Raw genomic sequence first — 15,401 nt, 5'->3', positions numbered from 1 at the left:
AATGCGTTATTCTCGGTGCCAAAAGTACTAAAAATTATAATATCAACAAAAATAAAAGGTAAAAAAAGAGTTTTTTATAGTTTTTATACTTTACGCATCGCTTGTGCAAAAAATATAATTTGATACCTATATTATAGTTAAAAACTATATAAAAAACTACTCTGTTTATGATAATTTTAAATATTAACTCCTACTCTATTTAATAGTATCGCACTGCGTAAATGTAAAAATGTGGCAAACAAAAACATTTGCCTTTCGTAGTAATTAGGTCATAATAGCGGTTGTTTTGTCTAAAAAGTCTGTAAATGCCTATTTACTATTTGCATTTACGCTATAAAAAATGCATGCAATTAAATTTAATAAAATCAGAATGTTATAAGAGGTAGGAAAAATATAATTAGAAAATAAAATTTTGTAATTACAAAAAATAAAATTTTAATATAAAATTTAGGAGAATATAATTAAAAAATCTGACTTTCTATCTTTACGAAATACAATGCTTTTAAAAGGTATTGCAGAAACACGGATATAAAAAAAAGAATCTCACAACATTTTAGTGTCGCAAGATTCTTTCTATTAGTTTCAGAAAGGCAAAAAACCTTTTTTAAATATCTACTACCAAAAAATTAGTCGGCAAGCTTAGCCTTTATAAATTCACGGTTCAGACGAGCAATGTTAGCAATAGACTCGTTCTTTGGACATTCTGCCTCGCACGCACGTGTGTTTGTACAGTTACCAAAGCCAAGTTCTTCCATTTTCATAATCATTGCCTTTGCACGTTTAGCCGATTCTATTTTTCCTTGTGGTAATAATGCCAACTGACTAACTTTAGATGAGAGGAACAACATTGCAGAACCGTTCTTACATGCTGCAACGCAAGCTCCACAACCAATACAAGTTGCACAATCCATAGCCTCATCGGCAGCTTCTTTTGATATAAGAATAGCATTTGCATCTTGTGGCTGACCTGTACGAATGCTTGTATATCCGCCAGCTTGTATAATTTTATCGAAAGCTCCACGGTCAACCATACAATCTTTAATTACAGGGAATGCGGCAGAACGCCATGGTTCAACTGTTATTACATCTCCATCGTTGAAACGACGCATATAAAGTTGGCAAGTTGTAGCACCAGTTGCTGGTCCGTGTGGGTGTCCGTTTATATAAAGTGAACACATTCCGCATATTCCTTCACGACAGTCGTGGTCGAAAACAAAAGGTTCTTTCCCTTCTTCTATAAGCTGCTCGTTTAGAATATCCAACATTTCGAGGAAAGATGTATCTCCAGGAATATCTTTCATATCGAATGTATCAAAATGACCTTGTGCAGTTGGTCCGTTCTGACGCCATACTTTAAGCGTAAAACTTATTATCTTTTCCATTACGTTGATTTCTTTTTAATGTGTTGTAAGCAACTTCTGCAAAATTAGTTCTTGTAGTTACGTGTTTGAACCTTAATAGCCTCGTATTCGAGTGGTTCTTTTATAAGTTCTGGTTCTGCATCGTCGCTACCTTTATATTCCCAACAACCTACATAGAAATAATGTTCGTCGTCGCGTTTTGCTTCTCCTTCCTCTGTTTGATATTCTTCGCGGAAGTGTCCACCACAACTTTCATTGCGCGATAATGCATCGTAAGCAACAAGTTCGCCTACTAAAATAAAGTCGCGAAGGTGAATTGCTTTATCAAGCTCTATATTTAATCCGTCTTTACTTCCAGGAATAAACAGATTTGTATCGAATTCTTTCCTTATTTCCTTCATTTTCTTCAAACCTGTTTTTAAACCTTCTGCAGTACGACCCATTCCTGCATATTCCCACATAATACGACCGAACTCTTTATGCAAAGAATCTACACTTCGTTTACCCTTAATATTCATAAGTCGGTCTATTTCTGCCTGAACTCCTTTCTCTGCTTTTTCAAATTCAGGGTGATCGGTAGGAATTTTTGCCCACAAAGCTTGGTCGGCTAAGTAGTTTTGTATGGTGTAAGGTAATACAAAATATCCATCTGCTAAACCTTGCATCAACGCAGAAGCACCAAGACGATTGGCTCCGTGGTCTGAGAAATTACATTCGCCAATGGCAAAAAGTCCTTTAATTGTGGTTTGTAATTCGTAGTCTACCCATATTCCACCCATTGTATAGTGGATAGCTGGGTAAATCATCATTGGATTATAATACTTAACACCGTTAATTTCTTTTGCCAATTCGCCCGGATTTACATCGGTTATCTCTTCGTACATATCGAAAAGGTTACCATAACGTTGGCGAATTACATCTAAACCAAGTCGGTTTATACTTTCAGAGAAGTCGAGGAACACTGCCAAACCTGTGTTGTTTACACCAAAACCGTGGTCGCAACGTTCTTTAGCTGCACGAGAAGCAACATCACGTGGCACTAAATTACCAAAAGCTGGATAACGACGTTCCAAATAATAGTCGCGATCTTCTTCTGGAATATCAGAACCTTTCTTTGTTCCTGCCTGTAATGCCTTTGCATCTTCTATTTTCTTTGGTACCCAAATACGTCCATCGTTACGCAAAGATTCTGACATCAATGTTAGTTTCGACTGTTTATCACCGTGAACGGGGATACAAGTTGGGTGAATTTGAACGTAAGCAGGATTTGCAAAATATGCTCCTTTACGATAACATTGTATAGCAGCAGTACAATTACAGCCCATTGCATTGGTAGAAAGGAAGTAAGCATTACCATAACCACCTGTAGCTATTACTACAGCATTGGCAGAAAAACGTTCCAATTTACCTGTAACTAAGTTTTTCGCAATAATTCCACGTGCATGTTCGTCTACAATTACAACGTCTTCCATCTCGTAACGTGTGTAAAGTTTTACACGACCATCGTGTACTTGTTTGCTTAATGCAGAGTAAGCTCCAAGAAGAAGTTGTTGTCCTGTTTGACCTTTTGCATAAAAAGTACGAGAAACTTGTGCTCCACCAAAAGAACGATTTGCTAACATTCCGCCATATTCGCGTGCAAAAGGAACGCCTTGTGCCACACATTGGTCGATAATGCTATTTGAAACTTCTGCCAAACGATAAACATTTGCTTCGCGAGCACGATAATCGCCTCCTTTTACTGTATCGTAAAACAAACGATAAACTGAGTCGCCATCGTTTTGATAGTTCTTTGCAGCATTTATACCACCTTGTGCTGCTATAGAATGGGCACGACGTGGAGAATCTTGAATACAGAAATTGTAAACTGTAAAGCCCATTTCGCCAAGAGATGCTGCTGCACTAGCGCCTGCTAAGCCTGTTCCTACTACAATTACATCGAGTTTTAGTTTATTTTTAGGATTAACCAAACGCTGGTGAGCCTTAAAATTGGTCCACTTTTCTGCTACTGGTCCTTCTGGAATCTTTGAATCTAATATTTTAGCCATAATCTTGTATCGTTCTATTAGAATTAGTGAATTAAACAACAAGCACTATGAAGGCTTGGTGCACAACCAAATGTAAAAGCTAGCACTACAATTAGGAAACCTAACATTAGAAGTGTAGTGTAAACTAAGCCTATCATCTTCCAACGCTTAAACCAAATTTTGCCATTTATACCAAGTGTTTGCATAGCCGACCAAAAACCATGTGAAAGATGATACCAAATTGCACAAAGCCAAACTATGTAAAGCACTACAAATACTGGATTCTTAAAAGTTTCCACAATGTAAGAATAGCCAGCGGTTGGACTATACTTGCCTTCAAAACCCACAATTTCGGCAAACATCATATTATACCAGAAGTTGAACAAATGGAGCAAGATGCCCAAAAGAACAATAATTCCCAATACCAACATGTTTTTTGATGCCCATTCTACTTTAGGACTTGAACCGTTTACAGCATAACGTTCGTTACCACGTGCACTACGATTCTGAGCCGTAAGAATAAATGCGTAAACGATATGGGCAACTGTTAGCGCACCTAAGGCTATTGTTGCTACTACCGCATACCAATTCGAACCAAGAAAGGCACAAATCATATTGTAAGCCTTTTCAGAAAAAAGAGCTACAATATTCATTGACATGTGGAATGTCAGAAATAGAATAAGTGCAATGCCTGTTACCGACATTACAACCTTTCTACCAATAGAAGAATTGATTAACCACATAAATTGTTTTGTTTTTAATATTTAAACTGTTAGAATTAATTTGCAAAACGAAAACGAGCGTATAAACAAAAAGGCATACCATTAAAAGCATACTTATATAACAGATACCCAAATGTTGGTATTTATGCACGTATATTCGCTGCAAAAATACTATAAAATAATGACAGAACGAATTTTTTTAGGAGAAAAAGACCATAAAAACAACCATAAATACGTAATATTGACAAAGTCTAAACAAGCACAAAAAACAAAATGCTACTTAATTTTTACACAGAGCTATTGAATGTAAATTTAATAAATTGTCTTTTTAGCTTTCGTTTTATAGCTATAAAACTGTTTGCTATAGCGTTTTGCATTAATAATAGGCATTTTTCTGTCTGCAAAAAACTATCTCTTCTAAATTTTAAAACGATATTGTATATACGTAAAAATAAAAAAATAACAAAAAAACTGCTTTCATAACATTCTTATAATCAGTTTATTATATGGACTTGAAAAAATATAATTATAAAATTTAAAAATGTAATTAAAAAAAATATTTTTCTTATAAGAAACTCTACTAACTTTCATTAAAATTCGAGCAGCTATTTATGTTAAACAATTGAGCATAAATATAAGTGGTTGAAAAATAGTGCAAAATGCAAAAAAATATACTCATTAATTATTAGAATAAGGGTATATATTTTTTTTACAAGGTAAGAAGTTTCTGCTTGTTACTGCTATTTTGTTGGAGATCATAAAGGCTACTTTCTTCGGTTACTCCCATAAACAGAATTTTGTTTGCCATATTGCAGATGTATTTGTTGCGTTCTAAAGCTGTTATTTTAGACTGGCGAACTGAAACACTAACAGAAACTATTAGTAAACGATTTTCGTTTAAAGCCTCTTGCAATATCAATGGAACGGTTTTATACATTCTTCGTGCCAAAACAAGTATGATGGGCTGACTGCCTTTCAGCAAAAAATGAAGAACATCTTTTTCTAACTTGCTACAAAATCCACTAACAACGCACTCTCCCCTATTACGCATATCGGTAGCCCAATCGTAAACTTTCAGCACTGTTCCCGAAGAAATTGTATTCGATGCTAAAAAAGCTACCTTTTTCAGCCGTAACAAGTCTTTATTGCCAAGATATTCCACATTGGTTATCATAGCCCACGCTCTCTATTTTTTCTATTCGCTGTAACCTTTCTCCTTATCGTCTTTATTTTCTTTGCATAGTGCAATACGTTTTAAATCTTGGTCGAGCTGTTTTATACTCTCAAAATGTTCCTCTCTTCGCTGTTGTTCTTTATAAGCAATGTATTCTTTTGAAGCTTTTTCAACTGCCAATTCATGTGATATTGTACCTGCATGCTCAAGAATATTCTTTTCGTTCAAAGTAAGAATAAGGCGTAGTTTCTGCAACCAATCGCGCATATACATTGGTTTTTCTGCTAAAGCTTGTGCCTCTGCATAAGCAAGAAACTGTTCAACAATAAGTTTTAACTGCCCAATTTCTTTCTCGTTCAGATAGTTCTTACCTATCAGTGTATCGTTTTTGGTAACTTTTCCCTCTTGTTCTGTAGAAGTTAGCCCCATCATTGGTTGCAAAGCATTGGCACGATAATAAACAAGTTCGGCAGCTGTCTTTCCACTAACAGCCCACAACAGTTTATTTTGTATTTCTTTAAAGAAAGCCAATGTCATTTCTGCCGATGGATTATAATCTATACTCGTTGCATATATATCTTTAATTTGCTGATAGAACACTTTTTCGGAAATACGTATCTCTCGAATACGATTTAAAAGTTCTTTAAAATAATTGTAGGAAGAACCTGTTTTGAAACGTTCGTCGTTCAGCGCAAATCCTTTAATAATATATTCTCTTAATCGTTGTGTAGCCCAAATACGAAACTGTGTACCTTGTTGCGACTTTACACGATAACCAACCGAAATAATAACGTCGAGATTATAATAATCTATATTTCTAACAACCTCTCTTTTACCTTCTATTTGAACTGTTGCAAAATTTGCAACAGTTGCTTCCAAAGATAATTCTCCTTCCTCAAAAACATTCTTAATATGTCGTGAAATAGTTGATTTATCACGCCCAAAAAGAGTTGCCATTTGGTCTAATGATAGCCACACCGTTTCGTTTCTGAACCTAACATCTATCTTTATTTTCCCATCTGCCGACTGATAGATGAGCATATTGTCGTTGTTGCTTGCGTGCATAATTCTTTAATTATCGATTTATACGATGTAAAATCAGAAAACTTTAATAAATTTAATATCACCATATTGGACATTAATAAGTTCCTTTACATCTGCATTTTATATAAATATTGATCCTAAAAGGCACAAAATATATTAAAAATATTGGACATATTTTGGACATTTAATCTATTATATTCCATCAAGTTTTTTTACTTGTCACTAATAACACATTTTGCTATGTGGTTTTTAATTACTTCTTGAATTTCTAATGGATTATCTGTTAAATATGATAAGAATATTAAATCACTTTTATCTGTAATATCCCAAAGCATAGCGGTATTAAATGTGCCAACCTTAATACCAGCATTGAGTTTATATTGTATAGTTAATGGTAATCTTTTACAAAACTCTTCGTATAGAGAAACTAAAGTCTTGTTATCCTCAAAAGATATTTCATAGAAAGGAAAGTTGAAATTTATTATATCCTTAGTAGTTAAATGAAAATCGTCTCCATAAGTTAGCCACTTAGACAAGAAAAGTCTACCACAACTTAGAAGTTGGATATACTTATAATACTCTTCTTGCAATTTGATATTTCCTAATTCACTTTGCTCAATCTTATTCCCATCAGAGTCAAAAGAAGCTGGAATAATGTTAGATATAGAAAGGAAATTGTAGCCAACCTTTTTATAATATAATTTTCTTCCATTAAAATTATCTTCTAATAATGAAATATTCACACCTTTCTTATTTTGGTAAACAGACTGTATTATTTCAGAATCAAGCATTGGTATTACCTCATTATTATAAATAAACCGATTATACTTTATGTTCGCAGTGAAAAGTGTCTCTCTTTGTTCACTAAACCAACGATGTAAAGAAGATGTATATCTCTCTTTCCCACCAGGAAATAAAATATAAATACAATTTCTTACTCTAACATCTCCTGAGAATAATCCAGAAGGTATTCTACTATAAAAAGAACACCATAAAGTTCCTTGGATTTTATTTAATAGTTTTCGTACTTCTATAAAGTTTCTACTAAAAGCTAAATTATGCATAACTATAAAAGCATGCGTACCTAAAGGACATAAAAGTTGTAATACACGCTTTATAACATATCCGTATAAATCGCTACACTTAAAAGCCACATTAGACAAATAAGTTATTTTACTCTTAGATACATACGGCGGATTACCAATAATAACATCAAATCCTCTATGTTCGTTAATAATTTCGTAAAATTCGGCAAGCCAATGGAAAGGTTGATGTGTAAGAAGCCAAGTATCGTAACTTATATTTGTTTCTACTGCGCCATACATTTTATTGTTTAACAGGTGGTTTAATGCAGAAAGACGTTCGTTTAAAGCGTGTTTAGCTTGTTTAAAGTCTACCATTTTCTCCGATTGTTGGAGCTGAATTTCTTTAAAACGCTGATAAGCTTTAGAAATTTTCTCCATTTCCCCATTAATTTTTGCCTCAAATTCTTTTTTATCGAGCATATTTCCCTCTATCAGGTCGCGTTTTAATTCGGCTTGTGTGGCATATCCCACAAGTGTATTTCCACAACGAATATTAAAATCTATATCGGGCAAAGGGTCGAGTCCTAAATTTGGGTCGCGTTTATCTACTTCAACTACTGCAACCATCTTTAAGAACAAACGTAGTTTTGCAATTTCTGTAGCTTCAACCATTATATCTACGCCATAGAGATTGCGCAGAATAATGCTTTTATAAACAAAGTATTGAATGTTGGAGCGATATTTGTGTGTTATTTCTTGCAACTCTTGTTTAAACAAAAGTGGGTTTTGCTTGTTAAATTCCTTCATTCTGTTGATACAAACCTCGTAAAGCGGTTCAAGAATGTTGAGTGCTGCAAAAAGAAAAGCACCAGAACCACAAGTTGGGTCGAGAATTGTAATGTGTTGTAAGGCAGAATAAAAATGTTTTATAAACAAATGGTCGGGAGTATCGGCAAGATAGTCGGCTACAAATTGCCGAATATCAAGGTTATAGGTTATAAAATCGTTTATAGCGGTTATTTCGCCATTCACTATTTTCTGTTTAATGTTGCTATAACGTTGGCGACGTTCTATGGTTTCTCGCCAAATTTCGGTAGGCAAAGCGAAAGTTTCGGGTGTTCGTTCGTTCCAATGTTTGCGACGTTCTAACAAATTTGGCTTTGCAGTGTCTATTCCTTCTGCTATATATTCGGGAAGAGGTTCGTTGCAACCTTTCTTCATTGCATTGTAAATATACTTATCGTTGCTTTCTTGCAAGTATTGCCATAATTTGCTTTTGGGGCGGAAACATTTTTCGTCTTTGCGTTTTACGGCATCCATTAAATAAGGCAAAATGGTGTTTCTACCAATATATTCGGTAATATCTTCTTTTGTGTAATAAGCTCCCATTTGTGCACGGTCGTTAATATATTGTTCGAATATATATCCTAACACATCTGGGTTAATATCGCGACCAGAAGCAGTGATACGGTCGTCGAGATGCCAATGCCATTTATCGAAAAAGTCGAATAAACTACAAAAAGCCTCATCTGCAATATCTAATTCAGCATAATTGCGTTCTATTTGGTGTATGTCGAACATACCACCATTTAAATAAGGAATACGACCATAAATATTTTCAAACTCAACATTATGTTGTGGTGCGTTTAGTCCATCGTGAAAAAGATTAACGAGGAAGCCTTTATAAAACTTATTAAAGAACCTATTTTCGCCTTCTTGTTGGCGTGTCCATTCTAATTTGTTGCGTAAATAATCGATATCGCCATCTAAGAAACCTTTTTTCTGAATGAAATAACAAAACATTAGTCGGTTTAGCATAACCGATGCATACCATTGTTTGTTTTTATTTTCCTTTTCGCCAATATGGTCGTCAATTCCAGTAATAAATTTAGCAAAGTTGCTGTGTTCTTTTTTAAAGCCAGAATAGAAGTCTTTTGTTATTTTCTCAGAATTTACAAGGAAAGCAGCCTGAACTTTTTCTATAATATCGAGAATGTTAGGTTCGTCTTCGAGAGAAAAGGATAGTTTTTCCATTTTTTCAAACAAGAATGCAGCCTTTTCAATAGTGTCGTATTCAATCAAAACAACATCTCTTTTTTCTACTTTCTTCACTGGAGCTATCCAAAGATGATGTAGCTTTTCGGGTAAGAAAAAAATACAAATATAGTTTTCTGCATTCTTTCTAATTTTTTGGTCTATCTTTTTACATACAGCCGATGTTGGTATGCTCTGAACTTTACAATGCAGAATTTGAAAACCTTTTCGTTCTGCAATCTGCTCTATATGGTAAGTTGTATCGTCTATGGTTATTTCTGGCAATTGTGTTGCACCTGTTGGATTGTTCCAAAGCATTTCGCTTATAAACAATTCTTTAAAATTGGCTATAGAGATATACTGATTAAATAAATTCTTTTTCATTTCTTTTAGGCTTTTAATCCCATTGAACAAATAATTACAGGGTCTTTATGTTTTGTTTTGTCTTCGTCTACCCGACAAAGATTTGCGTTTTCGTACATTTCGATAACAGTATCTACAATATCGTCGTGCGTATTTCCTGTACGCATCATTCTTCCAAGGATAAATTTAGAATTCTCCAATAATGGATTATTGTAGATTTGGTCGATAGCAAATTTCAGCAACTCTTTCTTTTCTTGCGTATTAAAAAGAGTAAGTGGTTGTTCGTAATAATGATTCAACAATTCATAGATTTTACGTTTGGTACTAAATCGACTTCCGAGAATTCCTCCAACATTAGTATTTTCGTTCTTAATTCCTTTAACAGCTTTTTCTACCAATGCAAGATGATTTTCCTGTGCTGGTAGGCAAGGTTCGTTTATTGTACATGCCATTGCCTGAAGAATACGATTTTGCGACTGGCTAACTATTTTTCCTTCTGAGTTGTACCAAGTAAGAACATCGAAATCGTTATATGTGCGAGCGTATGTAATAACGCCATTTTCGCTGATATTGGTTGCAGCTTTTGTAGAATAGGCTATATTTGGTATAGCTGGAATTATATTTTTCAGTTTTGGATTGGCATCGGTAGCGTTTTTCCATATCTGATATGCAAAAGAACCTAAGTCTACATCTACATCATCGTCGTCGCCGTCTAAACTTCCACTCTTTTCATTATACATATCACGAAGGTTCTGTTCGTTTCCTTCAAAAAACACTTCGTCGCTACCCACAATTCCTGCATTTTCGTTGATACGTTCGTTAAGGCGCGTACGCAAACTAATGATTTTTTCCACCTCATCGGCTGGGAAAAATGAATAACAATAGATTTTTTCTGAACTTTGGTCGATACGATCTACACGTCCTGCACGCTGAATTAGTCGGATAATAGCCCAAGGTAAGTCATAATTAACAATGATATGAGCATCTTGTAAATTTTGTCCTTCACTTAATACATCGGTTGCTATTAATATGCGCAGTTGGTTTTCTTTTTCTATATCTGCTTTATTACTTATGGGCGAAAAGCGTTCTACAATAGATGTTGAATTTTTTGTTGCACCAGTTACTTTCTCGATATATTTAATTCCTCGCTTTTCTAACTGTTTGTAAATATAGTTGGCAGTATCAGAATATTGTGTGAAAACGACAACCTTTTCATCTTTATGAGTGTTGTTCAATAGCTTTTCTAATTCGTTGAGTTTTTGGTCGGTCTGCGGATTCCATGCTTTACAAAGATTTATCATAGCGAGAAGTTGTTCGCAATCTTTTTTTAACCCCTGTTTCAGTGTACGTTTGAAATATTTAGAATCAATCCATTGTACATTATTCTTTCCTATCAGTCCATTGTAATATGTTTCTGCTTTTTCCATATAAGCTTTCATATCTTTAGGAATTGTCAGAAGATTGCTGTTAGAAAAAAATTCTTGACTATTTTCTGAATCTGCATTTGCATCGTTGATGTCGGCATCTTCTAAAAAGTCCTCAGGGAATGTATTTTCATCGCTAACTGGCAATTTCAACTTATTGTCAATAGCATAGATATACACAGCATTGCGCAATATGTGGCGATATAATGTGAGCAGAAATGCATAGCCACTACTATCTATACGCTTAAAGAATGTACTTTTACAGAAACCCATCATTTGTGCTCCAGCACGCGAAAGATTATCTATCAAATTACTTTCATACTTTGACGCAGCTTCGGCTTTCTTTTCATCTAAATAATGTGTCAATCCATAACGAGGCAACTTAAGTGACTCCATAAAATCTATCATTTCTTTTGAATAGAGTCGGCTATATTGGTCGCCCTCAACAGTATTAAACTTCACGGCTTTAGGGATACGATCTGGAAAATAAGATTTATGCCCATCTTTGAACTCCAAATATTTACGTTTGTTTTTAGGATCGGTCTTTGCATAATTCTCTTTAATAAAGGTGCGTGTTCTTCGGATAAGGAAAAGTTTCATTAGTTCTTGCCAGTCTTCTTGACATTCGCTTCGTTCAAAGGCTTTGATACTTCTAATAAAATCTTCATGCTTTTCGGCAAATTTCCGTTCTCCGCCAATTGCACGAATATATGCTTCAGGACGAATTCCTAAATCCATATCGTCATCTATAAAAAGTCGAAGTTGGCTACTAAGGTCTTTATATTGCTTGTTGTAAGGTGTTGCTGTTAATAATAAAACCTTACAATCTTGTTTTTGAATAAGATCGCGAATATTGCGATAACGAATGCCTTGACTATTACGTAAGTTATGACTTTCGTCTACAATAATAAGTTTGTAATAGCGGGCATTATCAACGTCAATAGGTTTTGACATTGACATAATATCTGCCTTCATATCGTATTGCTTTCGATACTTTGCCCACATATCTTGCAAATTGGCAGGACAGATAATCAATGTATTGCTGCCAAAAGTGTTTTCGTACATCTTAGCAATGGCACAAGCTGTGATGGTTTTTCCTAATCCTACAACATCGCCTATCATTGCTCCGCCACGTTTTTCATTATTAAGATGGCGTGCTGCTATCTTTACAGCAGTCTGTTGAAAGTCGAAAAGTGCACCTCTAAATTCTGTAGGAATAGAAAATTCTTTAATTCCCGAGCGTGCTTCTTCGCTAAGATGATAAGCTGTTTTTAGATATATATAATAAGGTGGTATTTCTTTGTCGCCTGCCCAACTATTGTCTATAATTTCTATTAACTCTTTGGTAATATCAAGACAAAATTTATCTTCCCAACGGTCATCAAACCAAGAAGCTAATTTTTCGGCACTATCGCTATCGCCAAATTCTGCATTTAGCTCTCCTTGCTTTGTTAGTCCGGAATAGGTAAGATTGCTACTACCCATAATAGCTTGTATTTTATTGAAATTATCATCTGGACGATGAGCTAGGTATAATTTGGCATGAAGTGGTTCGCGAAGATACAGTTTTACACATACTTTTTCGTCTTTCATCTGTGCAGAAAGACGACGAAGTGTAAATTCGTCTTGCTTTGTTGGAAAACCTAATTGTAACTGTCGTCTGAAATCGTGCGCAATAGCCAATTTGCATTGGCTAACATAATTTGCATCGGGCAATTGTTGCTCGGTATATAGCTGACGTATTAGTTCATCGGAAGGCTGATGCATACCAATTAATAACCGACATTTACGAAAAATTCTTTTATCATCTTCGTAAACAAAGTCGCCAGTAATTGTATCTACCTGATCTACAACTATATTCCAACCACGTAAATTAAAATATCCCACACAGAAGTCTACTCGTTTTACTCCAACATTGGTAATTATTCCTTGAAGTCCTTCTGTGAATTTCGTTTCGATATTATCGTAAATTCGTGCCATTTTTTAGAGTTCCATTATATATTAGTTGGTTTTCAGGCTATAAAATTACGCATTATTTATTAAAGAATATGGAATTTTTAAATAAAATGTTATTCGAACAGAAATGAATGAAATTTGAGAATATACCATTGTTAAACAATATTGTTTAGATAGAGAATCATTAAGTATTAAGAAGTAAACATCTAACATACAATATATTACATCGAAATATTATTAAATTATAGAGGCAAAAAATAGATGAATGATAGTTATAATGAATGGAGTAATATGATGGAGTTGTACTACATAATTCAATTAAATTTCTTACTTTTGCCGAAAAATAAACGAAGAATGAGCATTACTTTTAAATATGATGTATTAGTAATTGGTGGCGGACATGCTGGGTGCGAAGCAGCAACAGCAGCAGCAAATATTGGTGCAAAAGTTTGTTTAATAACAATGGATATGAACAAAATTGCCCAAATGAGCTGTAATCCTGCCGTAGGAGGCATTGCAAAAGGACAAATTGTTAGAGAAATTGATGCTTTAGGAGGTCAAATGGGACTTGTTACTGATGCTACTGCCATACAATTTCGTATGCTCAATCGGTCAAAAGGACCTGCTGTTTGGAGTCCAAGAGCACAATGCGATAGAGAAAAGTTCATAACAGAATGGAAAAGAATACTTGACGGAACAGAAAATTTAGATATCTTCCAAGATCAAGTAGAAGAACTTATTGTAAAAGACGGACACGCTATAGGTGTTCGCACAATATGGGGAATAGAACTTTTTGCACGTACAGTTGTAATAACAGCAGGAACATTCTTAAATGGTCTTATGCACATTGGTAAACGTAAAGTAGAAGGAGGAAGATGCTCGGAACCTGCTGTGCATAATTTAACAGAAAGTATTACACGCTGGGGAATTCGCAAGAATCGTATGAAAACAGGAACTCCAGTTCGTATAGATAAAAGGTCGGTTCACTTCGATGAAATGGAAGTACAACCTGGAGAAAACGATTATCACCAATTTTCATTTATAGGTCCTTACAGAAACCTTCCACAACTACCATGTTGGTTGTGCAATACAAATGAAGATGCACATAATATATTACGTAAAGGTATTCCAGATTCTCCCCTTTTCAACGGACAAATAGAAAGTATTGGACCACGATATTGTCCATCAATAGAAACAAAGCTTGTTACTTTCGCTGATAAAACATCGCACCCCCTATTTCTAGAACCAGAAGGAGTTGATACAAACGAAATGTATTTAAACGGATTTTCATCTTCGATGCCGTGGGAAATACAATTAGAAGCATTACGAAAAATTCCAGCATTACGAGATGCTAAGATTTATCGCCCTGGATATGCTATAGAATATGATTATTTCGACCCAACACAATTGAAACCAACGTTGGAATCGAAGATTATTGAAGGTTTATTCTTTGCTGGACAGGTAAATGGAACCACTGGTTATGAAGAAGCTGGCGGACAAGGAATAGTTGCAGGAATTAATGCTACTCTATTATGTAGCGGAAAGAAAACATTTACTATGAAACGCGATGAAAGTTATATTGGCGTATTAATCGACGATTTAACAACAAAAGGGGTGGACGAACCTTATAGAATGTTTACTTCAAGAGCTGAATATAGAATATTACTCCGTCAAGACGATGCCGATGCTCGTTTAACAGAAGAAGCATTTAAACTTGGTTTAGCTACTAGTAAACGCTATAATTGGTGGATAAAAAAGAAAGAACAGATAGAAAGAATCATTAATTATTGCGATGAAACTGCGATAAAGCCCAATGAAATTAATGGCTATTTGGATAGTATTGGTAGTTCTGCAATACAAGGTTCAATTAAAATTTCAGGACTTATAGCTCGTCCAGGAATAAGTTTATACGACTTATCAAATTATATTCCGCAACTTAAAGAAGTATTATCATTATTACCAACCAGAAAAGATGAAATTACTGAAGCAGCTGAAATAAAAATGAAATATAAAGGTTATATAGAAAGAGAGCGTATTTTTGCAGAAAAGATGCATCGTCTTGAAAATATTAAGATAAAGGGACATTTTGATTATAGCAATATACACGATCTATCTACAGAATGTCGTCAGAAGTTAGAACATATACAACCAGAAACTTTGGCACAAGCAAGCAGAATACCAGGAGTTAGTCCCAGCGACATAAATGTTTTATTAGTATTAATGAGAAGATAGACACAACATGTTTCACGTGTAACAAATAATAAATAATAT

Annotated in this window: 8 protein-coding genes; 1 reads left to right on the top strand and 7 read right to left on the bottom strand. The window is 34.6% G+C overall.

Annotation, left to right across the window (positions count from 1 at the left end; all coding sequences use genetic code 11):
- Window positions 1-626 precede the first annotated feature (626 nt).
- The 7 genes from HMPREF9144_RS01340 to HMPREF9144_RS01310 all read right to left on the bottom strand — a co-directional run bounded on the left by HMPREF9144_RS01340 (window position 627) and on the right by HMPREF9144_RS01310 (window position 13,154).
- On the bottom strand, window positions 627-1,382 hold the full coding sequence (locus tag HMPREF9144_RS01340; protein WP_006043997.1) for a succinate dehydrogenase/fumarate reductase iron-sulfur subunit: 756 nt from the start codon (window positions 1,380-1,382) through the stop codon (window positions 627-629).
- Window positions 1,383-1,426: 44 nt separating this feature from the next.
- Window positions 1,427-3,409 carry a fumarate reductase/succinate dehydrogenase flavoprotein subunit gene (locus HMPREF9144_RS01335; protein ID WP_040595348.1) on the bottom strand — a complete coding sequence of 661 codons (1,983 nt, stop codon included), beginning with the start codon at window positions 3,407-3,409 and terminating at the stop codon, window positions 1,427-1,429.
- 23 nt (window positions 3,410-3,432) lie between these two features.
- Complete coding sequence (locus HMPREF9144_RS01330) at window positions 3,433-4,131, bottom strand: succinate dehydrogenase/fumarate reductase cytochrome b subunit (protein WP_006043995.1); 699 nt, start codon at window positions 4,129-4,131, stop codon at window positions 3,433-3,435.
- Window positions 4,132-4,819: 688 nt separating this feature from the next.
- Window positions 4,820-5,284, bottom strand: coding sequence for a DNA-processing protein DprA (locus HMPREF9144_RS01325; protein ID WP_006043993.1), 465 nt, complete (start codon window positions 5,282-5,284; stop codon window positions 4,820-4,822).
- 21 nt (window positions 5,285-5,305) lie between these two features.
- Window positions 5,306-6,349: a virulence RhuM family protein gene (locus HMPREF9144_RS01320; protein ID WP_006043992.1), complete on the bottom strand. Its 1,044-nt coding sequence runs from the start codon at window positions 6,347-6,349 to the stop codon at window positions 5,306-5,308.
- Window positions 6,350-6,540: 191 nt separating this feature from the next.
- A complete protein-coding gene (locus HMPREF9144_RS01315; protein WP_040595347.1) occupies window positions 6,541-9,771 on the bottom strand; it encodes an Eco57I restriction-modification methylase domain-containing protein in 3,231 nt (1,076 codons plus the stop codon).
- A 5-nt stretch (window positions 9,772-9,776) separates the two neighbouring features.
- Window positions 9,777-13,154: a helicase-related protein gene (locus HMPREF9144_RS01310; protein WP_006043990.1), complete on the bottom strand. Its 3,378-nt coding sequence runs from the start codon at window positions 13,152-13,154 to the stop codon at window positions 9,777-9,779.
- 336 nt (window positions 13,155-13,490) lie between these two features.
- Here HMPREF9144_RS01310 and mnmG point away from each other — a divergent pair, with 336 nt between their 5' ends.
- Window positions 13,491-15,362, top strand: a complete 1,872-nt coding sequence (mnmG, locus tag HMPREF9144_RS01305) for a tRNA uridine-5-carboxymethylaminomethyl(34) synthesis enzyme MnmG (protein ID WP_040595468.1) — start codon at window positions 13,491-13,493, stop codon at window positions 15,360-15,362.
- Window positions 15,363-15,401: the final 39 nt, after the last annotated feature.

This window comes from Prevotella pallens ATCC 700821, assembly GCF_000220255.1.
GTDB classification, from domain to species: Bacteria; Bacteroidota; Bacteroidia; order Bacteroidales; family Bacteroidaceae; genus Prevotella; species Prevotella pallens.
The sequence above is the reverse complement of the archived record's forward strand: the minus strand, read 5'-3'. Positions and strand labels throughout refer to the sequence as shown.

What these genes read in the sequence shown, in the direction of transcription:
- HMPREF9144_RS01315 (WP_040595347.1), bottom strand. Translation starts at nt 9,771, where the DNA reads ATGAAAAAGAATTTATTTAATCAGTATATCTCTATAGCCAATTTTAAA.
- HMPREF9144_RS01320 (WP_006043992.1), bottom strand. Translation starts at nt 6,349, where the DNA reads ATGCACGCAAGCAACAACGACAATATGCTCATCTATCAGTCGGCAGAT.
- HMPREF9144_RS01340 (WP_006043997.1), bottom strand. Translation starts at nt 1,382, where the DNA reads ATGGAAAAGATAATAAGTTTTACGCTTAAAGTATGGCGTCAGAACGGA.
- HMPREF9144_RS01335 (WP_040595348.1), bottom strand. Translation starts at nt 3,409, where the DNA reads ATGGCTAAAATATTAGATTCAAAGATTCCAGAAGGACCAGTAGCAGAA.
- HMPREF9144_RS01310 (WP_006043990.1), bottom strand. Translation starts at nt 13,154, where the DNA reads ATGGCACGAATTTACGATAATATCGAAACGAAATTCACAGAAGGACTT.
- HMPREF9144_RS01330 (WP_006043995.1), bottom strand. Translation starts at nt 4,131, where the DNA reads ATGTGGTTAATCAATTCTTCTATTGGTAGAAAGGTTGTAATGTCGGTA.
- HMPREF9144_RS01325 (WP_006043993.1), bottom strand. Translation starts at nt 5,284, where the DNA reads ATGATAACCAATGTGGAATATCTTGGCAATAAAGACTTGTTACGGCTG.